We start from the raw sequence: 23,389 nt of genomic DNA on the forward strand, positions 1-23,389 counted from the left end.
TGCGCAAAGACTCTGGATTGCATCGCGGCGCTCGCAATGATGATGTGGTTGGCATTGCGCCAGCCACAAAAGGCGCTCGCGGGCTATTCGGCCCGCTGCACCCCGATCACGCGGCCCTTCTCGACTGCCAGCGCCAACTCGCCGCGCTTGAGCTTCAAGGCGGCATCGCCGAACAGCTCGCGGCGCCAGCCGCGCAAGGCGGGGACGTCGGCCTCGTCGTCGGCAGCGATCTCTTCGAGATCGTCGACCGTCGCGATCACCTTGCTGGCGACCGCATGCTTTTCGGCGGTCATGCGCAGCAACACCTTCAACAGCTCGACAATGGCCGCGCCGTTGTTGTTGTTGCGCGGCTTCTCCAGCTTCGGCAGCGTGGCAGGATCGCGCGCCAGTCCGCGCGTGACCGCGGCGACGATGTCCGCGCCCCATTTGGATTTCTCGAAGCCCTTCGGGACCGAGCGCAGGTTCGCGAGCTTCTCCAGCGTGTTCGGCGCGTGAGTGGCGATGTCGCTGATGGCCTCGTCGCGCAGCACGCGGCCGCGCGGCACGTCACGGCTCTGCGCTTCCTGCTCGCGCCAGGCGGCGACCTCCATGAGGACGGCGAGGTCCTTGGGCTTGCGCACGCGCGTCTTCAGACGCTCCCAGGCGCGCTCGGGGTGGAAGTCGTAGGTGCGCGGCGAGGTCAGGACCTCCATCTCGATCGAGACCCATTCGCTGCGACGGCGCTTCTTGAGGTCGGCATCGAGCGCGGCGAACACGTCGCGCAGATGGGTGACGTCGGACACCGCGTAATGCATCTGCTCCTTGGTCAGCGGCCGGCGCGACCAGTCGGTGAAGCGGTGGGTCTTGTCCGGGCGGTGACCGGTGACCTTCTCGACCAGGGCGTCGTAGGCGATGCTGTCGCCGTAACCGAGCACCATCGCCGCGACCTGGGTGTCGAACACCGGATGCGGAATGATGTTGGCCTGGTGCCAGATGATCTCGATGTCCTGGCGGGCGGCGTGGAACACCTTCAGCACGCTCTCGTTGGCCATCAGCTCGAAGAACGGCTTGAGGTCGATGCCGGCGGCGAGGGTGTCGATGACCACGGCTTCCTCGGCGCTGGCCATCTGCACCACGCACAGCAGCGGGTAGTAGGTGGTCTCGCGCAGGAACTCGGTATCGACTGTTATGACGGGGTGCTTGGCCAGCCGGCTGCAGGCAGCCGCGAGGTCAGCGGTGGTGGTAATTAAATCCATGAACGGCCCATGACACTTGCCATCAGCCGTTCTGCCGAAAGTGCTGTGATGTCAAGGGGCTCGATGCGAATTCGAGCCTTGCATTTGGACCGGAATCGCTTTTTCCGACGAAATTCCTATTCGTAGCGGACCCGGTGCGAGGATTTGCGGGCGCAAGGCAGCGCCACCACGACCACGCACATGCCGACCAGCGCCAGTCCCAGGAACTCGAAAACCAACAGATCCACGGCGAAATCTCCAGAAACATTGATAGATTTGTCGGGGGTGCGTTGAGGGTCTGTTAATTTCAATGGTTACCGGCGGCGGGGCGGGCCGGATGGTGGACGGGGGGTTAACAGGGCGGGGGTGGGCGCGGTGCCGGTGGGGTGGATTGGCCGAAGGCGTAATCCACCACTGTCTATATCGGCGGGCAGATGAGGTGGATTACGCCCGCGACTACGCTTTCGCGCAACCGCGAGCTAATCCACCTACGAAGCCGCGAAGCCTCCTTACGGCAGCTTCAGCGACGTCTCCGCGTTGTACGGCTTCAGCGTCTCGTCGGCGGCCTTCTGCGCGGCGGCGAGGGCTTCCTTCGGCTGCTTCTTGCCGTTGAGCACCAGCATCACCTCGTCCTCGAGGTTCTTGCGGACGGGTACGGTCTTGTAGGTCGCGAACCAGGGCTTTGCGACGTCGAGCTGCTCGACGGCGGTCTTGGCGTCCGGGTTCTTGTTGAGGAAGTCGACCATGTCAGGCGTCTTGTAGGCGGCCATGTTGGGCGCGAAATAGCCGGTGGCGCGGCTCCACCAGCCGCTCTTCTCGGGCGAGGTCATCCACTTGATCAGCGTCCAGGACGCCTTCTGCTTCTCGGCCTCGAGGCCGGCCGGAATGATCAGCGAGGCGCCGCCGATCGGTACGGCGTTGCGAACGTTGCGCGGGATGAAGGCGACCTTGTAGTTGAACTTGGCGTTGTCGCGCACATAGGTGAGCGAGCCCGTCGAGAGCATCATCATCGCGGCGTTGCCCGATATGAAGGAGGTACTGACGGCAGGTCCGGGCGTCGCGCCGGGCGTGTGGACCTTGTGCTTGTAGATGAGGTCGTTCCACCACGTCAGTGCGCCGAGCATCGAGGGCGTGTCGTAATAGACCTCGCCGCCGAACTCCTCGTTGTAGTAGCGCCCGCCATTGCTCATGGTGAGCGTTTCCATCATCCAGCCGCAATAGTCGTAGGCGCAGGGGATCGCGATGCCCCATTGGGTCACCTTGTCGCCCTCGCGCTTGGTCAGCTTCTTGGCCCAGTCGGTGAGCTCGGCCCAGGTCTGCGGCGGCTTCTCCGGATCAAGGCCCGCTTCCTTGGCCTTGTCGGCGTTGATGTAGAGCAGCGGCGTCGAATTGTGGAACGGCACGCCGTAGACCGAGCGGTTGATCACCGCGTTGCCCTGCAGCGCCGGGAAGAACTGGCCGAGGAATTGGTCCTTGGTGGTGCCGTCGGCCTTGATCAGGGCATCGAGATTGGTGAGCTCGTTCTCGATCTGCATGTCGAGCAGGAAGTTGGCGGACATGATCACGGCGGACGGCGGCTTGCCGGCCTTGATCGCGGCGCGCGTCTTGATCAGCGTGTCGTCGTAGGAGCCGGTGTAGACGGCGGTCGCCTTGATGTCGGGGTGACCGTCGTTGAACTCCTTGATCAAGGTGCCCATGTCGCGGGCGAGCTTGCCGTCGACGGGGACGGGGAAGAACAGATCGATCTCGGTCGGGCCTTCGCCGGCGAGGGCCGGAAAGGCGAGGGCGCTGGCAAAAGAGCCTGCCATGGCGAGGCCGAGCATGAGCCTGCGGGAGAACAGCATCGGAAAATCTCCTATTTGATGCCTGAGGTGACGAAAGAGCTGATGAAGCGCTTCTGGAAGATCAGGAAGGTGACGAGCAGCGGGGCGATCACCATCAGCGTGCCGGCGGCGATGGTGCCCCAGGCCTGCGTGCCTTCGGCGGTCTTGGTGAAGACGGAAAGGCCGACCGTGAGCGGCCGCTTGTCCGGCGAGTTGATCACCATCAGTGGCCACAGGAAGTCGTTCCAGTGGCTGGTCACGGAGATGATGGCGAACGCCGAAAAGCTCGGCATCGACAGCGGCACGTAGATGTGGCGGATGCGCTGGAGCAGGCTGGCGCCGTCGATCAGCGCGGCGTCTTCCAGCTCGGTCGGAATTGCCTCGAACGCCTGGCGCATCAAGAAGGTGCCGAAGGCCGAGGCGAAGAACGGCATCATCACGCCGGTCAGCGTGTCGTAGAGGCCGAGCTGCGCCACCAGCGACAGATTCGGCACGATCAGCAGCACCGGCACCAGCATCAGCTGCATCAGGAACAGGTAGAAGATCGGCGTCTTGCCGACGAAGTCGAGGCGCGCGAAGGCAAAGCCAGCCAGCGTGATGGTGACGAACTGCACCAGCAGAATGCCGGCGCAGATGATCGTGGTGTTGAGCGTGTAGCGCGGGAAGTCGCCGATCTCCCAGGCATCCCTGACGTTGTCGAGCGTCGGCTTCAGGCTCGGCATCAGCTCGGCCATGGCGTTGATGCCGTCGGAGGCCGGGCGCAGCGTCGCGACCACCATCCACAGGAACGGAATGAGCCAGACGATCGCGAGCAGCACGGTCAGCAGGAAACCGAGCTTGGGCGTGATCTCGCCACGTGTGGCGAGCGGCGCGTCCTTGGTGAGCCAGTCGATCAGCTTCATGGCCCGCCCTCGCGGTTCGCCATGGTGCGGAAGGAGAGCGCGGTCAGCCCCATCAGCGCGGCAAGCGTCAGCAGCGTCGCGGCCGAGGCTTTGCCGACGTCGTAATGCTCGACCGCCTGCTGGTAGATGTAGAACAGCACGAGATTGGTCGCGTTCGACGGCCCACCCTGGGTCATGACGAAGACGTGGTCGACCTGCGTCACCGCGTTGAGGATCGCGATCACGGTCACGAACAGGAAGGTCGGCTTGAGCTCCGGCAGGATGATGTGGCGCAGGCGCTGGTAAGGCCCGGCGCCGTCGAGATGCGCAGCCTCCATCACATCCTCCGGCACGGCCTGGAGGCCGGCGAGGAAGAACAGCATGTAATAGCCGGCGTTCTTCCAGATCGTGATGATCATGATCGCGTAAAGCGCGATGTCGGGGTCGCCGAGCCAGTTCGGCAGCACCGGCAGTAGCCGGCCGATGTAATAGTCGAGCAGGCCGACATTGGGCAGGAAGATGAACATGAACAGCGCGGAGGCGGCGACCATCGGGATCAGCACCGGCAGGAACAGTGCGGCCCGCAGCGCGCTGCTGACGGCGTGGGTGCGTGCCAGCGTCAGCGCGAACAACAGCGCAAGGGCGATGCTCGGGATCGTAGTGCCGGCGGCGTAGACGAGATTGTTGACGACCGCGCCGGTGAAGGCGGGGTCGGCCAGCACCGCGCTGACATTGTCGAGGCCGACGAAGCGCACCGGCGCCTTGGGGGTTGCGCGCTGATAGAGTGCATCGACGAGCACGCGGCCCATCGCGCCGTAGGTGAACAGCGCGAGGAAAACCAGCGAGGGCAGCAACAGCAGATAGGCACGCAGCGAGGCTTTGAAGCGGGTGGTGAAGCGCCGGAGGACGTCGAGGCGCGGCGCCGCCGAGGTCGCGACCCGGAGAGCCGCGGGTTCAGCGAGGCTCATCTCACCGCGCCGCGAACTTGAGCGCATAGTCGCGGCCGTCCATCCCCGCCGGCGGCTCGAAGGGGAAGCGCAGACTTTCGTCGAGGAAGTCGTGGCTGTGCACAACGAGATTCTCGTCGTCGATCAGCACCACGCCATAGGCCGGCGGCTCGTGGCTTGCGAGGTGCGGCGCGTTGGCATCGAGCTCGAACCAGACCTGGTGGTTGGTGCCGCGCAGGGTGGAGAACGGGATCTTGCCGTAGCTGCCGAAGATCGGCCGGTGCACATGGCCGAAGAAGAGGTGGCGGATGCGCGAACGGTAGGGCGCGATCACCTCGGCAAATTCGGCGCTCTGCTTCAGCCCGATCTCGTCCATCGCGTGGACGCCGACCGGGAAGGGCGGGTGATGCATGAACACGACGAATTGCTGGTCGGCCGGCGCGGCGGCAAGCGTGCTCGCGAGCCAGCCGAGGCGCTTGGCGCACATCTCGCCGGCATGGCTGGTCTCGTCCAGCGTGTCGAGGAAGACGAACAGGCCGTGCTCGGTGGTCTTCGTGCCCTGCACGAAGCCGTTGGCATCGCGCGGCGCGGCCTTCAGCGCGTCGAGGCAGATCACGCGCTTGTCGTGATTGCCGACCATGGCGACGTACGGCATCTTCAGCGCGGCCATGGCGTCGGCGAAATTGGCGTAGGATTCAGCCTCGCCCCAATGGGTGAGGTCGCCGGTCACGACCGCAAACGCGGCGTCGGACTGGTGCTTGTTGATGTCGGCAATCGCCGCGTCCAGCCGGGCGCGCGGGTCGAGGCCGTAGAGCTTCAGCCCGGGGTTCGCCAGGTGCGTGTCGGTGATGTGGATGAATTTGAAGGGCATGGCGCGCTTGTCAGGATTGTTGGAGGATGGGCGCCTCCGGCAAGACGGCCCCTGACAGGCGGTTAGAGCGGGTGTGTTTCAGTTTGATGACAGCGGTTCACTCTCCACAGCGCTGATGCCGTAGGGTGGATTAGCCGAAGGCGTAATCCACCACTGTAGGCCAATTGCAGGTTGTGCTATTTGCCATGCATGTCCGACTACCGCCGCGCATTCGTTCCGGGAGGATGCTGGTTCTTCACCGTCAATCTGCTCGATCGGCGGAAAGCTCTTTTGACCGACCAGATCGAAATCCTGCGGGATGCTGTCGCCGCAACGCGCCGGAGCCATCCCTTCGAGATCGATGCGTTCGTGGTCTTGCCGGATCATCTCCACGCGATCTGGAAGCTGCCGTCAGGCGATGCCGATTTTTCGGTTCGATGGCGGTTGATCAAGACTCGATTTGCCAAAGCACTCCCAGCGAACGAGCGATTGAGCGCAGTCCGTGCCGCGCGAAACGAACGTGGCATCTGGCAACGCCGGTTCTGGGAGCATCTCATCCGTGACGAGGCCGACTATGCGCGCCACGTCGAGTATTGCTACTACAATCCCGTCAAGCACGGATACGTCTCGAAGGTGTGTGACTGGCCGTACTCGTCGTTTCACCGCGATGTCCGTGCGGGATTGTTTCCCGAGGATTGGGGCGGCAACACGAAGGTCGCTGGTGAGTTCGGCGAGCGCGCGTGATGATCGCTGGCAAGGCGACCTGTAGGTTGCGGATCAGCTGAGCTCGTAGGGTGGATTAGCGAAGCGTAATCCACCTCTTTGCTTTCCGGTTGGCGAGAGAAGTGGTGGATTACGCCTTCGGCTAATCCACCCTACGCATCGAGCTTGGGCTAAGTCCCGCAAAACGTCCGCAGCACCCGCTGGTCCGGCAGCGGAGGATCGGCATAGGCGGCGTAATCCGGCTGGTCGTCGAACGGTCTCGCCAGCACCTTCACCAGCTCCTCGAACGGCGCGTAATTGTTGTCGTTGACCGCAGCCTGGATCACGGCTTCGACGCGGTGGTTGCGTGGGATGAACATGGGATTGACGGCGTGCATGGCGGCCTGCCGCTCGGCTGCGCTCTGCGGCTCCAGCGCGGTGCGCGCGCGCCAGCGGCCGGCCCACTCGTCGAAGGCTGCGGGCTCCATGAACTGCGCACGCGCATCTGCGCTGTCATCAACGGCGGCGTCGCCCAGCTTGCGGAAGGTGAGGGTGAAGTCGGCCTGGTTCTTGGCCATGGCGTCGAGCAGGTCCTGGATCAGCGCCTCGTCGCCGTCGCGCTCCGTGAACAGGCCGACCTTCTTGCGCAGGCCAGCCTGATAGGCGGCGCTGAAGATATCGGAGAAAGCACCGAGGATGTCCTGGGCCTCGGCGACGGCCTTCTCCTGCTCGTCCGAGAACAGCGGCAGCAGGCATTCGGCCAGGCGCGTGAGATTCCACAGCGCGATGCGCGGCTGGTTGGCGTAGGCGTAGCGGCCCATCTCGTCGATCGACGAGAACACCTGCGCGGGGTTGTAGGCATCCATCAAGGCGCAGGGGCCGTAGTCGATGGTCTCGCCCGAGATCGAAGAATTGTCGGTGTTCATCACGCCATGGATGAAGCCGACCAGCAGCCAGCGCGCGACGAGCTCGGCCTGGCGCGCGACGACGCCGGCAAGCAGGGCGTGATAGGGCCGCTCGACATCGCGCAGCTCCGGATAGTGGCGGGCAATGACGTGGTCGGCGAGCCGGCGGATCGCCTCGGTGTCGCGGCGGGCGGCGAAGAACTGGAAGGTGCCGACGCGGATGTGGCTGGAGGCGACGCGGGTCAGCACCGCGCCGGGCAGCGCGGTCTCGCGGATGACGTGCTCGCCGGTGACGACGGCGGCGAGCGAGCGCGTGGTCGGAATGCCCAAAGCGAACATCGCCTCGCTGACGATGTACTCGCGGAGCACCGGGCCGAGCGCGGCGCGGCCGTCGCCGCGTCGGGAGAACGGGGTGGGGCCCGAGCCCTTGAGCTGGATGTCGCGGCGGACGCCGTCCCGGTCGATGACCTCGCCGAGCAGGATGGCGCGGCCATCGCCGAGCTGGGGCACGAAATGGCCGAACTGGTGGCCGGCATAGGCCATGGCGATGGGGTCGGCGCCGGCGGGAACCGTTTTCCCGGCCAGGATCGCGGCACCTTCAGGCGTGTCCAGCAGGTCCGGATCGAGCCCGAGCTGCACCGCCAGCGGCCGGTTCAGCTTGATCAGCCGGGGGGCGGCGACCGGGGTCGGCGCGACGCGGGCGAAGAAGCTGTCCGGCAGCGCCGAATAGGAGTTCTGGAAGGGGAAATGCACCGTCATGGCCTCAAGATAGGGCTGGAACGCCCGATGGCAAAGGTTCGGCCTCCGATATGCCAAAAATGGGCACTTCCGGCCCCAAGCAGGCCGTTCCCTTGGTTGCCGCCTTGGGGCGCGTCGGGTAAACCCTGCCGCAATCTCGGACCGGCCATGACAGCCGGTTCGATTCGTTATCCTTCAGACATCGATTTTGGGACGACCATGCATCGCTACCGGTCACATACATGCGGCGCGCTCCGCGAGAGCAACATCGGCGAGACGGTCCGCCTGTCGGGCTGGGTCCATCGCGTTCGCGACCATGGCGGCGTGCTGTTCATCGATTTGCGCGACCATTACGGCCTGACCCAGTGCGTGGTCGATCCGGACTCGCCGGCGTTTGCGCAGGCCGAGAAGCTGCGCTCGGAATTCGTGGTGCGGATGGACGGCAAGGCCCGCCGGCGTCCCGAAGGTACCGATAACAACGATCTGCCGACCGGCAAGGTCGAGGTCTATGTCAGCGAGATCGAGGTGCTGGGCCCGGCCGGCGATTTGCCGCTGCCGGTGTTCGGCGACCAGGAATACCCCGAAGACATCCGCCTGAAGTACCGCTTCCTCGACCTGCGCCGTGAGAAGCTGCACCAGAACATCATGACCCGTGTCGAGATCATCAAGTCGATGCGCCGGCGCATGGAGGGGCAGGGCTTCTTCGAGTTCAACACCCCGATCCTGACCGCGTCCTCGCCGGAAGGCGCGCGCGACTTCCTGGTGCCCTCGCGCATCCATCCCGGCAAGTTCTACGCGCTGCCGCAGGCGCCGCAGCAGTACAAGCAGCTGCTGATGATGTCGGGCTTCGACCGCTACTTCCAGATCGCGCCCTGCTTCCGCGACGAGGACCCGCGCGCCGACCGTCTGCCCGGCGAGTTCTATCAGCTCGACGTCGAGATGAGCTTTGTCACGCAGGAAGACGTCTTCGCGGCGATGGAGCCCGTCATCACCGGCGTGTTCGAGGAGTTCGCCAAGGGCAAGCCGGTGAGCAAGAACTGGCGCCGCATCCCGTTCGCCGAGGCGCTGCGGAAGTACGGCAGCGACAAGCCGGATTTGCGTAACCCGATCGAGATGCAGGACGTCTCCGAGCACTTCCGCGGAAGCGGCTTCAAGGTGTTCGCGCGCATGCTCGAAGATCCCAAGAACCAGGTCTGGGCGATCCCGGCGCCGGGCGGCGGCAGCCGCGCGTTCTGCGACCGCATGAACTCGTGGGCGCAGGGAGAGGGCCAGCCCGGCCTCGGCTACATCATGTGGCGCGAGGGCGGCGAGGGCGCAGGCCCGCTCGCGAACAACATCGGGCCTGAACGCACCGCGGCGATCCGCGCACAGATCGGCACCAAGGAAGGCGACGCCGCCTTCTTCGTCGCCGGCGACCCCGACAAGTTCTGGAAGTTCTCGGGGCTCGCCCGCAACAAGGTCGGCGAGGAATTGAACCTCACCGACAAGGAGCGGTTCGAGCTTGCCTGGATCGTCGACTTCCCTATGTACGAGTACAACGAGGACGACAAGAAGGTCGACTTCTCGCACAACCCGTTCTCGATGCCGCAAGGTGGCCTGGAGGCGCTGAAGGGCCAGGATCCGCTGACCATCAAGGCGTTCCAGTACGACATCACCTGCAACGGCTACGAGATCGCCTCGGGCGGCATCCGCAACCACGTGCCGGAAGCCATGGTGAAGGCGTTCGAGATCGCGGGCTATGGCGAGCAGGAAGTGGTCGACCGCTTCGGCGGCATGTACCGCGCCTTCCAGTACGGCGCGCCGCCGCATGGCGGCATGGCCGCGGGCGTCGACCGCATCGTGATGCTGCTCTGCGGCACCACGAATCTGCGCGAGATCTCGCTGTTCCCGATGAACCAGCAGGCCATGGATCTGCTGATGGGCGCGCCGTCGGAAGCCACGACGAAGCAGCTCCGCGAGCTGCATGTGCGGGTGAACCTGCCGCAGAAGTGAGGCTGCGCGATCAGTCTCGTGCCCCGGACGCAGCTCAGCACACAGTGATGCGCTGCTGAGCCGGGGCCTGATCGCGGTCAACTACCGGCCCTACAGCCCCGTCGATGCCTCGATTCGAAACTGCGCCAGTGCGCTCTCGGGGTCGGTTTGCGACAGCTGCATCAATTGCATCAGCGACACCTTGGCGCGGGGCGTCAGCTTGACGGTCAGCGTCTGCCCTGACGTTTCGACGAAACCGGCAAGTGTGTCGACTGCCGTTCTCATGTCGCCATTGGCCCCTGCAATCTTCTCGCCCTGCGCCCGGATCATCGCGACGATGGCGCTGCGGGCGGCGTCGCGGCTGACGTCCTGCATGCGCGCGAACTGTGCCACGACGAGATCGACCACGCCGCTGTCGCGCAGCGAAAGCTCGAACGCGCCGGTCTCGACCTGGGCCGCCTGGCTCATCGCCTGCGCCGGGTCGGTCGTGAACAGGCCGCGCGGCACGTTGGCGAGCGCAAAGCGGGCCTGCGCCCTGGCGAGGTTGCCGAGATCGAGCGTCGCCGGCGCGAATGCGAAGGCGCCCGACGATTCCGTCCAGGCCGCGCCGAGATCGAGGTCGATCGCGAGCCTGTCCACGCCCGCCATGATCAGCGGCTGCAGCGCCGGATTGGCGGGATCGGTCGGCGTGACCATCTTCACGACCAGACTGGCCTTGCTCGGGATGGAGCCGACCAGCTGGCCCCAGTTCAGGCTGATCGTGTCGATCGTGAAGAGCTGCCGCGTGTTCTTGTAGGGCGAGACCACGCCCTTGATCTCGGCGCCTTCGAGCACCCGGAACAGGCCCAGCATCTGATCGGGCGAGGGCGGCTGCCCCGGGCTCTTGAGGCTTGCCGCCCAGCGCATCAGGTTGGCGGCACTGAAGGACTTCAGCGCGAAGCGCTCCATCTTGAGCTGGCCCTGCGGCATCGGCATGTCGAGGCCTTCCAGCGCAATCCTGTCCGGATCATATTTGATGGCGTTGAGCCGTCCCGTCCCTTGCGGCGTCTCGACCGTTTGCTTGCCGATCTCGGCCTTGCCGATCTGAAAGCCCTCGAAGAAATCGGCGACCTTCGCGATCATGTCGCGCGACTGCGCCGGCGTCGGGATCGCGCCGTCGGCCGGCACCAGCGCGATGATCTCGGCCGGGCGGAATTTCGAGGGCCGGATCGCAATGTCGTCGAAGGTGAAACCGTCGACCTGCACGAGCACGCTCGGCGCCGTCGTCACCACATAGGAGTTGACCGAGATGCGCCGATAGATCCTGTGAAGACCGTCGTCGCTCGATCCTTGCTGATCGAGCGCGGCCCGCACGGCAGTCGCGTCGAAATCGTAGGCGGCAAGACCTGACATCTCACCGGTCATTTTCGCGGGCTTGCCCGGCTGGGCGAGGTCGATCGTAAAGGTGATGCGGTCCGTCTTCGCCGTTTCGATCTTGCCGCGGTCGACGTTCTGGACCGACAGGCCCGAATAGACGTAGTCGCCGCTGCCGGCAGTGCCGGGGCCTGCATCGACGTTGACCGTGACGGTCGGCACCGCGATCGAAGACGCCGAGACGGTTGCGTATTGCGCCAGCATGAAGCGGTACATATCGATGATCGAGCCGGACAGGGGCGTAGCATCTGCCCGGGTCGGGCCGGAAAAGTCGCGGGCGCTGACCTGCGGGATCTTGTAGTGCGCTTTCAGCTTCGCCCGCTCGTTGGACGTGAAGGCGACCTCGACCCCCGACACCTCAATGCCGTCGGCCGCGAAATGGGCTTCGTCCAGCTTGCGCACGCCGACGGCCTTGACCTTTGCGACCTTGACATTGGCGAGCTGCGGCTGGGCAGGCTCGACCGCGATGTCCTCGATCGTCAGCGTTCGGGTCGCAAACTCGAATTCGACCTTGCCATGGCTCGCCTTGCCGCCGCCTGAGCGCATCTGCTCGAATGCCGCCTCGACCTCAGATGAGGCCCGGTGCTGGACGTAGAGGTTGAAGCCGAACCATCCGCCCGCGCCGAGCACGAGAGTTGCGATCACGCCGATCAGGATGCGCTTCATTCCCAGCTCCAGTTGCCCGTTTTGCACCGCGCAACCTGCCATATTCGCGAAATGTCGCGCGGTCCAGGGAAAGCTATGGTTTTCAATTATTTGACCGCGCCCCCTGTTGATGAGGGCGCAATCCGATGTTGCCACCGGGGCGCCCGGCGTGCTTCATCCCGTTTCCATGACCCGGAAATTCGGTCCCCTTGGACAGCCCCTTTCGGATCGTGCATTTTGAGGCCGGTAACGCGAGGCGAGACACCGCATGTCGTCCTATTCTGATGATCTCCACCAGGCGGCGCTCGCCTACCATCGTCTGCCGCGCCCTGGAAAGCTCGAGATCCAGGCAAGCAAGCCGCTTGCCAACCAGCGCGACCTTGCGCTGGCCTATTCGCCGGGCGTTGCCGCGGCCTGCACCGAGATCGCCAAGAATCCGGCCGAAGCCGCCACGCTGACCACCCGCGCCAATCTGGTCGCCGTCGTCTCCAACGGTACCGCCGTGCTCGGCCTCGGCAATATCGGCCCGCTGGCCTCCAAGCCGGTGATGGAGGGCAAGGCCGTCCTGTTCAAGAAATTCGCCGGCATCGACGTGTTCGACATCGAGATCGCCGCCGACACCATCGAGCGCGTGGTCGAGACCGTGGCGGCGCTCGAGCCGACCTTCGGCGGCATCAATCTGGAAGACATCCGCGGGCCGGAATGTTTCGAGATCGAGGCGCAGCTGAAGGAGCGCATGAAGATCCCGGTCTTCCATGACGATCAGCACGGCACCGCCATCATCGTCGCCGCCGCCGTCACCAACGCCCTGCGGCTCAACGGCAAGAAGCTGTCCGACGTCAAGATCGTGGCGTCGGGGGCAGGGGCGGCCGCGATCGCGACGCTCAATCTGCTGGTGTCGATGGGCGCGCAGCGCAAGAACATCTGGGTCTGCGACATCGACGGCCTCGTGCATGAAGGCCGCAACACCACGATGGATCGCTGGAAGGCGGTCTATGCGCAGAAGACCGACAAGCGCACGCTCGGCGACGTCATCGGCGGCGCCGACATCTTCATCGGCCTCTCGGCGCCCGGCGTGCTCAAGCCCGAGATGGCCAAGGAGATGGGCGACAAGCCGCTGATCATGGCGCTCGCCAACCCGACCCCGGAGATCATGCCGGAGGAGGCGCGCAAGGTGCGCCCCGACGCGATGATCTGCACCGGCCGCTCCGACTATCCGAACCAGGTCAACAACGTCCTCTGTTTCCCCTTCATCTTCCGCGGCGCGCTCGATGTCGGTGCCAGCGCCATCAACGAGGAGATGAAGCTCGCCGCCGTCGAGGCCATCGCGCAGCTCGCGCGCGAGGCGCCCTCGGATGCGGTCGCGCAGGGCTTCGACACCGGCGAGACGCAGGGCTTCGGCCCGGGCTCGCTGATCCCGAGCCCGTTCGACCCGCGCCTGATCCTGCGCATATCGCCGGCCGTCGCCAAGGCGGCGATGGAGTCCGGCGTCGCGACGCGGCCCATCACCAATTTCGACGAATACACCGCGCTGCTCGAACGCTTCGCCTTCCGCTCCGGCCTCGTCATGAAGCCGATGTTCGCCAAGGCCAAGACTCAGCCAGTGCGCGTGATCTACGCCGAGGGCGAGGACGAGCGCGTGCTGCGCGCGACGCAAGTGGTGCTGGAGGAGAATTTGGCGCGGCCGATCCTGGTCGGACGTCCGTCGGTCGTGGAGGCGCGCATCAAGCGCTTCGGCCTCTCGATCCGTGCCGGCAAGGATTTCGACCTCGTCAATCCCGAGGACGATCCACGCTACCGCTCCTACGTGCAGTCCTATGTCGAGGTTGCCGGCCGCCGCGGCGTGACGCCGGACGCGGCGCGCACCGTGGTGCGCACCAACAACACGGTGATCGCCGCGCTCGCGGTGACGCGCGGCGAGGCGGACGCCATGCTCTGCGGCGTCGAAGGCCGCTACATGAGCCATCTGCGCCATGTCCGCGAGATCGTCGGCTTCTCGCCCGGGATCAGCGACTACGCGGCGCTGGCGCTGCTGATCACCAGCAAGGGCGCCTTCTTCATCGCCGACACGCAAGTTCGTCCCAATCCGAGCGCGGAGGAGCTCGCCGAGATCGCGTCCCTCGCCGCGGTCCACGTCCAGCGCTTCAACATCAAGCCGAAGATCGCCTTCATCTCGCATTCGGATTTCGGCAGCTACGACACCGACTCCTCGCGCAAGATGCGGCTGGCGACCCAACTGCTAAAGGACAAGCATCCGGAGATCGAGGCGGACGGCGAGATGCAGGGCGACACGGCGCTCTCCGCCGCTGCGCGAAAAATGGTGCTGCCGCATTCCAAGCTGGAGGGCGAGGCCAACATCCTGATCATGCCGACGCTGGACACTGCCAACGTCGCCTATCAGATGATCAAGTCGCTCGCGGACGCGCTTCCCGTCGGCCCGATCCTGATCGGCCCGGCGCGCACCGCTCACATCCTCACGCCCTCGGTGACGGCGCGCGGCATCCTCAACATGACGGCGGTGGCCGTCGTCGAAGCGCAGGAGCGCGCGGCCCGGCAACAGCCGACGCTGTTTACGTAAGCGACGGGCGGCTCTTCCCTCTCTCCTCGCGGGAGAGGGCGTCTCGCCGCATGGCGGCGAAACGGGTGAGGGTCTCTCTCCGCGAGTCCCATTCTGATTTGAGCGTGTGGAGAGAGACCCCTCATCCGGAGCTTCGCGCCACCTTTTCCCGCGAGGCGAGAAGGGGCCACCGTCTCCGCCGCCTCCTTTGAATTACTTTCAGTTCTCCATTTCCCCGTTTGTAAACCGGCCCGCGACTCTCCATAATCCGCCGGCGCGTTCCGTGCTTAGTGCTTGCCAAGAGGCCGATCATGCCAGCGTTCGTGACTTTCGGGCGGATCCTGTTCGCCGTGCTGTTCATCTACACGGGCGCGACCAAGCTCTTTGCCATCCAGGCGACGGCCGACTTCATCGCCACCAAGGTCGCGGTGCCCGATGTCGTCGCGCCTTATGCCAAGCAAATCGAGACGGCCACCGCTATGACCACGCCGCAGCTGCTGGCGATCGCGGTCGGCGGGCTCGAGATCATCGCAGGCCTGATGATCGCGCTGAATTTCGGCGCAAGGTTCTTCGCGATGCTGATGATCATCTACGTCGCGGTCGCGACGGTGCTGTTCGACGATTTCTGGAACCAGGCGCCGCCCGAGAACGCGAAGATGGTGGTCGACGCGCTGAAGAACCTCTCGATCATGGGTGCCTTGTTCATGATCATGGGATACGGCCGCACCACGCGCCCGGCCGAAGCGGCGTACGGCGACGTGTAGGACTCTGCGCGAGGCGTGACCTTCATGTAGTCACGTGCAAGATGAGTCGCGCGGGAGCGCGGGGCGAACCAGATGATCGCCGCGTGAACCTTCATTCACACATTATGGCTTCGAGACCACAGGGCTCCGTAAAACCGCAGCCGCTATGAGCTGCTTGCGCCTGTCCGCTTGTGAACCCGTACCGGCGCGGAATATGACCGGTCGTCCGGTTGCATGTGGGCGGCGGTGCGGGGCTATAGGGAGCGGGACTTGGTTCATTCGAAGCGACGGGCGGCGCGTACTCTCAAAATTCTCGGTGCAGCGCATGTCGCCGCCTTTGCAGCAACGGCCGTCCATGCCGCCGATTTGCCCGTGAAGGCGCGGCCCCTCGCGGCGCCGGTCGCCAACTGGACCCAATTCTATGTCGGCGGCGGACTGGGTTTCGATTTCTCGACCGGCCGCTCGCGCCTGGCGCCGGTTGGCGGTGGCCCCGACCTGTTCACGCTCGACGGCCTGCAAGGCGCCGATCTCGGACTGTCCGCCTTCGCCGGATTTGACGTGCAGGTCGCGCCGCGCGTCGTGGTCGGCGGCTTCGTCGATTACGACTGGTCGCGCCAGCGCACGACGGCCAGTGCGTCGAGCCCGCTCTTCTTCGGGCAGAGCCTGAGCGCCACGCTGCCGTCGCTGGACCAGAGCTGGACCATCGGCGGTCGTGCCGGATTTCTGGTAACGCCCGATATCCTGCTCTACGGCCTCGCCGGCTACAGCGAGACGCGGATCAACAACTGGAATCTGAACTACGTCATCTTCGGCGGTCCCTCGTTCACGGTGCAGGAGCCTGCACTGACGTCGCACGGCTATACGGTCGGCGCAGGCGCCGAATATCGCCTCGCCAACAACGTCTCGCTGCGCGGCGAATACCGCTATGTCGCGCTTGGCCAACATACGACGGTGGATCCGCTTGGCGCGGTCTGGACCACCGACCTGTCCCAGCATGTGGTCAGTATCGGCGCGGCCTATCGCTTCGGCCAGTTCGGCGGCCCTGCGACCGCAGCGGCGGCGCCGGCGTTGAATCCGACCTGGACAGGCGTCTATGTCGGCGCAGGCATCGGCGGCGATGTCATCACGCCCCATGTCGCCGGCACCTTCGCCGGCGTGCTGGACCTCAATGCGTCCGGTCTCGGCGGCGCCGATGTCGGCGGCACCTTCACACTCGGTTACGATCGCCAGGTCGCGCCGAAATGGGTCATCGGCGCATTCGGCCTGATCGATGCCGGGACCAACGGCGGCGCCAAAATCAAGGCCTCGGCCGCAGGAGCCGGTGCCGAGATCTCGTCGGATCTTGCTGCGGTGAAGTGGGGATGGACCGTCGGCGGACGCGTCGGCTATCTCGTCTCGCCGGAGACGATGGTCTATCTGCTCGGTGGCTACAGCGGAACGACGGCGCAGTCGATCTCGTACAATTTCCTCGGCTTTCCCGGCACCGCGCCGACGCGGGAATATCACGGCGCGACGTTCGGTGGCGGCTTCGAGCGCTTCTTCACCGACAGCATCTCCGCCCGTGCGGAATATCGCGTGACGCATCTGGGGACGAGAGACGATCTGGCATCCGATTCGATGACCAGCTTGAGCGCGGGCGGCACCGTGCACACGCTGCGCGGCGTGCTGGCCTATCATTTGCCCGCGCCGTAGCGTGGATCAGCTTCGGCGCCACGGGGTGACGGTCACGCCATGCGTCGCGTCCAGCAGATAGGGCGCGCCGGGCTTCATTCCATGGGATGTCAGCACCTGTTGCGGGGGCTGCGCCGGCACGCCGACGAAACAGCCTTCGCCGCCGGGCAGGCGCACATGCGGCGCTTCCGACAGCCAGAACGTGTCGTAGCTGTCCATGAAGATCTCGAACACGGCGGGGCCGCCGATGATGGCGACCATGCCGGAGGCGACGTCGGCAAACGCGCAGGCCTCCTCGAAGCTCGCATGGTCCGGATTCCACAGCGTCGCGTTCGGCATCTCGGGATCGACGGTGAGCGCCTCGATCTTGCGGGTGAGGATCAGCCGCTTGCGCTGCGGCGAGTTCGTCTGCTGTTCGTGCGAGTTGCGGCCGTGCACGATCAGCGCGGCGCGATCGAGCGCCTGCTCGAAGAACAGCTTGTCGCCCTCGAACTTCAGGCTGTCTGGCATGACGTGGCCGGCGTCGGCAAGCATGCCGTCCGCCGAGACGATGACGTAGCCTTCAATGCGGAAAGACAATGGCCGGCTATTCGTTGACCGTCGTGACGACGCTGTTGACCGGGCGCTGGCTCACCGTCGGCAGCTTGATGTCCTTGCCCAGCTCCTGGTCGTACTCCGGCAACGAGGACGCCGGGAATTTGGCGCGCATCGCCACCACCTTGTAGCCGCCGGCCTTCAGGCGCTTGAGCAACTCGGGCAGGGCCTCGGCCGTGTGCTTCTGGAAGTCGTGCATCAGGATGATGCCCTTGCCCTTGGTATCGAGCTTCTTCATCACGGTCTCGATGATCTTCTCGGGCTTGGAGGCCTTGAAGTCGAAGGAGTCGATGTCGCAGGAGAAGATCGCAGTGTTGCGGTTGCCGAGATAGGTGACCATCTCCGGCGGATGCTGCAGCGCCGGGAAGCGGAAGAACGGCGAGGGCGAGATACCGCCGAGCGCCCACTTCACCGCGGACAGGCCCTTCTCGATCTCTTCCTTGCGCTGCGCCTCGGTCAGCTTCTTGTTGTTGAGGTTGGCGTGCGACCAGGTGTGGGTGCCCACGGTGTGGCCGGCCGCATAGACCTGCTTCAGGATCTCCGGCTCGTAGGTCGCGTGCTTGCCGATCGAGAAGAAGATTCCGGTGGTGCATTCATCGGCGAGCGCCTTCAGCACCGCGGGCGTGTTCTTCGGCCAGGGGCCGTCGTCGAAGGTCAGCACGACCTCCTTGTCGCGCAGGAAATCGAGCTCCTTGAAATGCTCGAAGCCGAAGCCGGGACCGCCCGTGGTATCGATCTCGACGGTACGGGCAACGCCGAGCGCGCCCGGCGTGTTGCAGGCGGCGCGCGCCGGCTGTGGCGCCTGTTGCGGCGGGGGCGGATTGACGAAGCCTGCAGGCGCGGCGGCTGCCGCGGGAGCGGCTGCAGGAGTTGCAGCCGGCGTTGTGGCGGCCGGCGTCGCCGCCGGTGCGGCTTGCGTCGCGGCTGCGGGCTTCGCCGGAGTCTGCGACCATGCTGCGCCGGTCATTGCAACCGACATCGCGCTTGCCAAAATCAGTCCTGCCGCCACACGCATGGTGTTGTCCTCGAGATTGATCCCGTTGTTCCGCCGCGGCTTTTCGCCTCCGGCCAAACCGTCCTGCCCCAAACGATCCTAGCCTAGATGGTGGGCCATCGCCATTGCAACGGCTGTTTGGCACCTCGCCACAATTGTGCCCAGCCCGATGGGGCGGCATGTGAGCGTCAACTGTCGGCCAGCGCCCTCGCAATAGCCGTCTTGATCCGCGTGTCGGCCGGCTCGATCGCGGACGGAAAGACGTCGGCGATATAGCCGTCGCGGCCGATCAGGTATTTGTGGAAGTTCCAGCGCGGAACTTCCCGCGGTCGCGCCTCGGCGGCCCATTTGTAGAAGGGGTGCGCCTTCGCGCCGACCACGACCGCCTTGGCCGTGATCGGAAAGGTAACACCATATTGGTGGTGCGCCGTCTGCGTGATCTCGCTGCTGCCGCCCGGCTCCTGGCCGCCGAAATCATTCGAGGGCACGCCGATCACGGTGAGGCCGCGTTCGCGAAACTCGTTCCAGATCTCCTGGAGGCCGGCATATTGCGGCGTGTAGCCACACAGCGAGGCGGTGTTGACCACCAGCAGCGGCTTGCCGGTGAACGCGGCGAGGCGGATGTCGTCGCCGGACAAGGCGGGGAAGGAAAAGGCATAGGCCGGGATCCGGCTCATGCCGCCCTCGGCGAAAGCACGCGTTGCCGGCGCCAGCGTGCCGGCCAGCATCGCGGTGAGCATGATCCTGCGATTCATCATGACGGAGTCCCCCGAAATGATCCCGGGGGCATATTACTCCGTGGCCGCGCAGCGCCTCGTCAACACCGCGTTATCCGGCGCCGGTCAAGCGGCTAGTACAGGCGGACGATGAAGTCGGTGCCTTCGCCGGTCTCGCCCTGGTTGATGCCCTGGTCGGAGATGATGATGGAGCCGCCCGACGTCAACATCTCGTTGATCTTCGCCAGGGTGTCGGCGGGGATCGAGATGCGGTCGAGGGCTGCAGCCGGGCTGTCCGGCGTGACCACGGGCTTGGCAACAACGGGCTTGGCGGCCACGGGGATCACGACAGCGCCACCCTTGCGGCGCGTGAGGCGGTTGTCGTCCTCGCGTGCCGCGGAACGGGCGGAGACGGGCAGCGACACCACCGACCAACGCAGCGCATTGGAATCGGTCTTGTCGAGCTCGGCAGTGAAGATATGCGTGCCGAGCGGCCGGTCGCTCGTGGCGATCGTGACCGGGACCTCGAACAGCGGCGCAAAATTCTGCCGTACGTAGAGCTTGGAATCCTTGCGGCTGATGAAGACGGCGATCTGGCCGGCCCGCTTGGGCGCTTCCGGCTTTGCGGCCGGCGCCGGCTCGGCGAGGCGGCTCTCGTCCTTCTTCGACTCCGGCGCGGTGGCGAGGGCCGGTGCAGCCGGCTTCTTCGCGGCCTCGGCCGCTTCAGTCTTCGCAGCGTCGGGCTTTGCAGATTCGGACTTGGCAGTTTCGGACTTTGCAGCTTCGGTTTTTGCGGGCTCGGACTGCGCGGCTTCAGGTCTGGCCGGTTCAGTCTTGGCGGCTTCGAGCTTGTCGGCTTGAGCCGGGTTCGCCGCGTCGCTTGCCTCGGCAGTCTTTGTCTCGGACTTGGCCGGCGATTCAATCTTGTCGGTTGAAGCTGCCGCTTCCTCATGGGCCGCCGCGTTGCCCGTGGTCACGTCCGACATCACGGTGTGGCCGACGGAGGCGCGCAGCTCGAGCACGCCGTCGGCGCTGGCAGTCTTCGTTTCGATCGGCTTGGTTTCGATCGGCTTGGTTTCGGCGGCTTTGGTGTCCGCGGCGCCCTTGTCGGCCTTGTCGCCGACATTGCTCTGCGGCTCGAGGCTGGCGGCGGGCTGCGGCGGCACGCGCGTCGAGGCGAGCAGGGGATGGGAGAAGCTGTGCGGCGTCATCTCGCCGGGTGCGACGATGACGCGCGCGCCCATCTTGGTCCAATTCCACATCTTCATCGCGAACGATATCGGCATGCGGATGCAGCCGTGCGAGGCCGGATAGCCCGGGAGCACGCCGGCATGCATGGCAACGCCGGACCAGGTGATCCGCTGCATATACGGCATCGGCGCGCCGCTATAGATGTTGGAGTGGTGGAATTTGTGCTTCTGGATGACGCTGAACACACCCATCGGCGTCGAATGGCCCTTCATGCCCGTCGACACCGGCGATTCCGCGAACACGCCGTTGCTGTCGTAGACGGTGACCCTCTGCCGTTCGATCGAGACGACGATGACCAGCGGCCCCTGGGGCTTGGTGCCGGCTTCCTTCTCGGCGACGACCTCTTTCTTGCCGGTCGCGCTGCGCTTCTGCGGCTTCTGGCGCGGTATCTCGGGATGCCGGTCCTGCCGGGCGTAGTACGATCCGTCGGAATAATCCGTCCAATAATAGAATGCTGCGTCTGCCTGGCTCGTCGCGCCGATCGCACCCGCCGCCGTCAAAATGGCGACCTGCCAAAGCCGCGCCGGCTTGGCAGCAAAACCCGACCCGTTCACGCTGTTCATCCTCGAATCCATAATCCAAATCAGACGTTAGTGTCGCAGAGGGGATACGCGTTCACCAGCAGGGCGGTTCTGCGGTCAGCTACTTTTGTCCAACTCGTAACAAAAAAGCCTCACGGAGCGGTAAACGGCGGCCGCGCCCGCCTGCCGTCGTCTTCCTGAGTGGTCGGGCGATGCCTATGTTGTGGGGACTTGCTACCGGAGAACTTCATGTCATCTCGTTTCCTCGGTCTTTCCAGCATCCGCTTGAAAGGCTTTGCTTTCTTCCTCCTGGCTCTGGCCCTGCCGACGGCGTCCGCTCAGGCTGCCGACGAGCCCGATCTGATCTTCCGCCGCTCCACGGTGTTCAAATGGATGAGCCCGAACGACAAGCTCGCGACCTATGGTCTTGATGACCCCGAGGTCGAGGGCGTCGCCTGTCACTTCACGGTGCCGGAGAAGGGCGGCTTCAAGGGCTGGCTGGGCCTTGCCGAGGAGGTCTCGGACATCTCGCTGGCCTGCCGCCAGGTCGGGCCGATCAAGTTCAAGACCAAGATGGAGCAGGGCGACGACATGTTCCGCCGGCGCCGCTCGCTGTTCTTCAAGAAGATGCAGATCGTGCGCGGCTGTGACGCCAAGCGCAACGTGCTGGTCTACATGGTCTATTCGGACAGGCTGATCGAGGGCTCACCGAAGAACTCGACCTCGACCGTGCCGATCATGCCGTGGGGACCGGCGGACGCGAACGTTCAGAAATGCGGCGAGTTCTTCACGGATTGATGCGATTTCGGTTCACTCGATCACAACAGCGCGGCTGGCCTGCGGTTTGACAAGATGCGAGCCGGTCAGCCGCACGAATGCCTGTGGCGCCGCCTCGAAGCCGCGCCCGGACTGCAGCGACATCGCGCCGGCCGAGGCGACGTGGCTGGGTCGTTGAACTCTGCGGTCCGTCGGTTGGTCCGTCTCGCGCGGCGTTGCGCGATCCTGCGTTGTCATGGCCACCCCTCAACTGAATGCGTCCGGTGATTCCGGCGTCTCGGATTCGATGGCTTGGGTCGCAGCCGCAGCGCCCCCGGTTCGACAGGACCCAGCCTTCGTTCGTCACTCTCTTCAGCAGACAAACGTAAAATGCGTGTGAAGCACGCAAGGCGGGACCGTGACGGCGGCGACGGAGGAGGCGGTCGCGCAGCCGAACCGGAACCTGGCAGGCCGCGTTGAGCGGCGGCCAGACCGGATTGAAATGATTGGCAGTTTTCGAGAATTGTGTCGTCGGCTCGGACCGGACGAAACAATTCTCACGCAAGATGAAACCATTTTGCACTTTTGGCGCATCACGCGCGAAACCGCCCATGGTTATCAGCTTCACAACGACGACGGCGGCCTCGCCGGCCACGGAATTCGGAGACAAGACCATGCGCGCGCTCAGCTTCATCCTTGCTTTCGGCTTCGTGATCGTCGGCTCCTCGTTCGCGGGTGCGCCCGACGGCAATCTTCCCGGCGTCGGCACCTTCCAGTACAGCGGCTCGCCGATCACGACCGCGAGCTCGCAGCCGATCGTGGTTGCCGCGCGCTTCTGATCGACAACAAGAAAATCAGCCGATAAAGGCCGTCATGCTCGTCCGATCTTGCGCCGCTGCGTTCGTAACCCTTCTGACGATCAGTGCCGCCGAGGCGCAGGTGCGCGCGCCCTCGCGGTTACCGGATCCCCGCAGCGAGTTCGTGCGTCAGTGCGCGCCGCGGATGATTGGACGGTGGGAACATCCCGAGGAAGTCTGCGGCTGCCTGCACGATCACGCCGCAGCCGCGGTAGAGGATCGCGACCTGCGCGAGGCGCTGTTGCGCGGCATCAGCGAGACCGGTGTGCCCACGATCGAGACCGACTGGGTGCCGGCTTCCAAGCAAAGCGAGATCGGTCCGACCTTCACCAAGATCGCCAAGCCGACCCTGCAGTGCATGTTCGACCCGGCGAAGCAGTAGTTACTTCGTCTTCGGACCGTAGCGCTGCACGCAAGTGGCGGTGCGCACGACACCTTTGTCGGACATCCGCGCCCCACGCACTTCCTTGACCTGTCCGGCGGGACAGGTTCCGTCATCCACCTGAATGCGCTGCCCCAGCTTGAGGTCGACGATGTCCTGCTCGCGTCCGACCGTGGCGGCATGCGCCGTCGCGGCAAGCGCGAGGGTGATCAGGAACGTGAGGCAGGTCGTGCGGCGCAGCGGCATGGTGAGAGATCT

21 protein-coding genes are annotated in these 23,389 nt (G+C 65.1%); 8 read left to right on the forward strand and 13 right to left on the reverse strand.

What is annotated here, in order from left to right; all coding sequences use genetic code 11:
• Positions 1 to 83 precede the first annotated feature (83 nt).
• The 5 genes from rnd to CO669_RS16040 all read right to left on the reverse strand — a co-directional run bounded on the left by rnd (position 84) and on the right by CO669_RS16040 (position 5,736).
• The gene (gene rnd, locus CO669_RS16020; protein ID WP_097660769.1) at positions 84 to 1,235 is read right to left on the reverse strand and encodes a ribonuclease D; all 1,152 of its coding nucleotides are present in this window, start codon (positions 1,233 to 1,235) and stop codon (positions 84 to 86) included.
• A 488-nt stretch (positions 1,236 to 1,723) separates the two neighbouring features.
• Positions 1,724 to 3,058, reverse strand: coding sequence for an ABC transporter substrate-binding protein (locus CO669_RS16025; RefSeq protein WP_097660770.1), 1,335 nt, complete (start codon positions 3,056 to 3,058; stop codon positions 1,724 to 1,726).
• Positions 3,059 to 3,069: 11 nt separating this feature from the next.
• Positions 3,070 to 3,939 carry a carbohydrate ABC transporter permease gene (locus CO669_RS16030; RefSeq protein ID WP_097660771.1) on the reverse strand — a complete coding sequence of 290 codons (870 nt, stop codon included), beginning with the start codon at positions 3,937 to 3,939 and terminating at the stop codon, positions 3,070 to 3,072.
• A complete protein-coding gene (locus CO669_RS16035; RefSeq protein WP_198964053.1) occupies positions 3,936 to 4,886 on the reverse strand; it encodes a carbohydrate ABC transporter permease in 951 nt (316 codons plus the stop codon). Before CO669_RS16035 ends, CO669_RS16030 begins: the two co-directional genes overlap by 4 nt.
• A gap of 1 nt (position 4,887) precedes the next feature.
• Entirely contained in the window at positions 4,888 to 5,736 is an 849-nt protein-coding gene (locus CO669_RS16040) for a phosphodiesterase (protein WP_097660773.1), read from the reverse strand.
• 189 nt (positions 5,737 to 5,925) lie between these two features.
• Here CO669_RS16040 and CO669_RS16045 point away from each other — a divergent pair, with 189 nt between their 5' ends.
• Positions 5,926 to 6,459, forward strand: coding sequence for an REP-associated tyrosine transposase (locus CO669_RS16045; RefSeq protein WP_097660774.1), 534 nt, complete (start codon positions 5,926 to 5,928; stop codon positions 6,457 to 6,459).
• Positions 6,460 to 6,608: 149 nt separating this feature from the next.
• Here the strand turns inward: CO669_RS16045 and CO669_RS16050 are convergent, their stop codons facing one another.
• Entirely contained in the window at positions 6,609 to 8,081 is a 1,473-nt protein-coding gene (locus tag CO669_RS16050; RefSeq protein ID WP_097660775.1) for a protein adenylyltransferase SelO, read from the reverse strand.
• Between the two features lie 198 nt (positions 8,082 to 8,279).
• Between CO669_RS16050 and aspS the strand changes: the two genes are divergently transcribed.
• The gene (aspS, locus tag CO669_RS16055; protein ID WP_097660776.1) at positions 8,280 to 10,052 is read left to right on the forward strand and encodes an aspartate--tRNA ligase; all 1,773 of its coding nucleotides are present in this window, start codon (positions 8,280 to 8,282) and stop codon (positions 10,050 to 10,052) included.
• A 90-nt stretch (positions 10,053 to 10,142) separates the two neighbouring features.
• Here aspS and CO669_RS16060 read toward each other — a convergent pair whose 3' ends face one another.
• Entirely contained in the window at positions 10,143 to 12,110 is a 1,968-nt protein-coding gene (locus CO669_RS16060) for an aq_1923 C-terminal domain (RefSeq protein WP_097660777.1), read from the reverse strand.
• A 247-nt stretch (positions 12,111 to 12,357) separates the two neighbouring features.
• Here CO669_RS16060 and CO669_RS16065 point away from each other — a divergent pair, with 247 nt between their 5' ends.
• From CO669_RS16065 to CO669_RS16075, 3 genes are all read left to right on the forward strand, one after another.
• Positions 12,358 to 14,667 (forward strand): NADP-dependent malic enzyme, encoded by a 2,310-nt coding sequence (locus tag CO669_RS16065; RefSeq protein WP_097660778.1) that lies wholly within the window; start codon positions 12,358 to 12,360, stop codon positions 14,665 to 14,667.
• 290 nt (positions 14,668 to 14,957) lie between these two features.
• Positions 14,958 to 15,410: a DoxX family protein gene (locus tag CO669_RS16070; RefSeq protein ID WP_097660964.1), complete on the forward strand. Its 453-nt coding sequence runs from the start codon at positions 14,958 to 14,960 to the stop codon at positions 15,408 to 15,410.
• 213 nt (positions 15,411 to 15,623) lie between these two features.
• Positions 15,624 to 17,081 carry an outer membrane protein gene (locus tag CO669_RS16075; protein ID WP_097660779.1) on the forward strand — a complete coding sequence of 486 codons (1,458 nt, stop codon included), beginning with the start codon at positions 15,624 to 15,626 and terminating at the stop codon, positions 17,079 to 17,081.
• A 6-nt stretch (positions 17,082 to 17,087) separates the two neighbouring features.
• Here the strand turns inward: CO669_RS16075 and CO669_RS16080 are convergent, their stop codons facing one another.
• The 4 genes from CO669_RS16080 to CO669_RS16095 all read right to left on the reverse strand — a co-directional run bounded on the left by CO669_RS16080 (position 17,088) and on the right by CO669_RS16095 (position 21,178).
• On the reverse strand, positions 17,088 to 17,639 hold the full coding sequence (locus tag CO669_RS16080) for a dihydrofolate reductase family protein (protein ID WP_198964054.1): 552 nt from the start codon (positions 17,637 to 17,639) through the stop codon (positions 17,088 to 17,090).
• Between the two features lie 7 nt (positions 17,640 to 17,646).
• Positions 17,647 to 18,669 (reverse strand): polysaccharide deacetylase family protein, encoded by a 1,023-nt coding sequence (locus CO669_RS16085; RefSeq protein WP_097660966.1) that lies wholly within the window; start codon positions 18,667 to 18,669, stop codon positions 17,647 to 17,649.
• Positions 18,670 to 18,836: 167 nt separating this feature from the next.
• Complete coding sequence (locus CO669_RS16090; RefSeq protein WP_097660780.1) at positions 18,837 to 19,406, reverse strand: glutathione peroxidase; 570 nt, start codon at positions 19,404 to 19,406, stop codon at positions 18,837 to 18,839.
• 92 nt (positions 19,407 to 19,498) lie between these two features.
• The gene (locus CO669_RS16095) at positions 19,499 to 21,178 is read right to left on the reverse strand and encodes a L,D-transpeptidase family protein (RefSeq protein WP_198964055.1); all 1,680 of its coding nucleotides are present in this window, start codon (positions 21,176 to 21,178) and stop codon (positions 19,499 to 19,501) included.
• 207 nt (positions 21,179 to 21,385) lie between these two features.
• On the opposite strand from CO669_RS16095, the gene CO669_RS16100 reads away from it, so the two are divergent.
• Positions 21,386 to 21,934 (forward strand): CreA family protein, encoded by a 549-nt coding sequence (locus CO669_RS16100; RefSeq protein ID WP_097660782.1) that lies wholly within the window; start codon positions 21,386 to 21,388, stop codon positions 21,932 to 21,934.
• Between the two features lie 12 nt (positions 21,935 to 21,946).
• Here CO669_RS16100 and CO669_RS16105 read toward each other — a convergent pair whose 3' ends face one another.
• Entirely contained in the window at positions 21,947 to 22,150 is a 204-nt protein-coding gene (locus tag CO669_RS16105; RefSeq protein ID WP_097660783.1) for a hypothetical protein, read from the reverse strand.
• 353 nt (positions 22,151 to 22,503) lie between these two features.
• On the opposite strand from CO669_RS16105, the gene CO669_RS16110 reads away from it, so the two are divergent.
• The gene (locus CO669_RS16110) at positions 22,504 to 22,731 is read left to right on the forward strand and encodes a hypothetical protein (protein WP_097660784.1); all 228 of its coding nucleotides are present in this window, start codon (positions 22,504 to 22,506) and stop codon (positions 22,729 to 22,731) included.
• Between the two features lie 34 nt (positions 22,732 to 22,765).
• Positions 22,766 to 23,131: a hypothetical protein gene (locus CO669_RS16115; protein ID WP_097660785.1), complete on the forward strand. Its 366-nt coding sequence runs from the start codon at positions 22,766 to 22,768 to the stop codon at positions 23,129 to 23,131.
• Here CO669_RS16115 and CO669_RS16120 read toward each other — a convergent pair whose 3' ends face one another.
• Positions 23,132 to 23,377 carry a DUF6719 family protein gene (locus CO669_RS16120; protein WP_097660786.1) on the reverse strand — a complete coding sequence of 82 codons (246 nt, stop codon included), beginning with the start codon at positions 23,375 to 23,377 and terminating at the stop codon, positions 23,132 to 23,134.
• Between the last annotated feature and the right edge of the window lie 12 nt (positions 23,378 to 23,389).

This window comes from Bradyrhizobium sp. Y36 (assembly GCF_002531575.1).
Classification (GTDB): domain Bacteria; phylum Pseudomonadota; class Alphaproteobacteria; order Rhizobiales; family Xanthobacteraceae; genus Bradyrhizobium.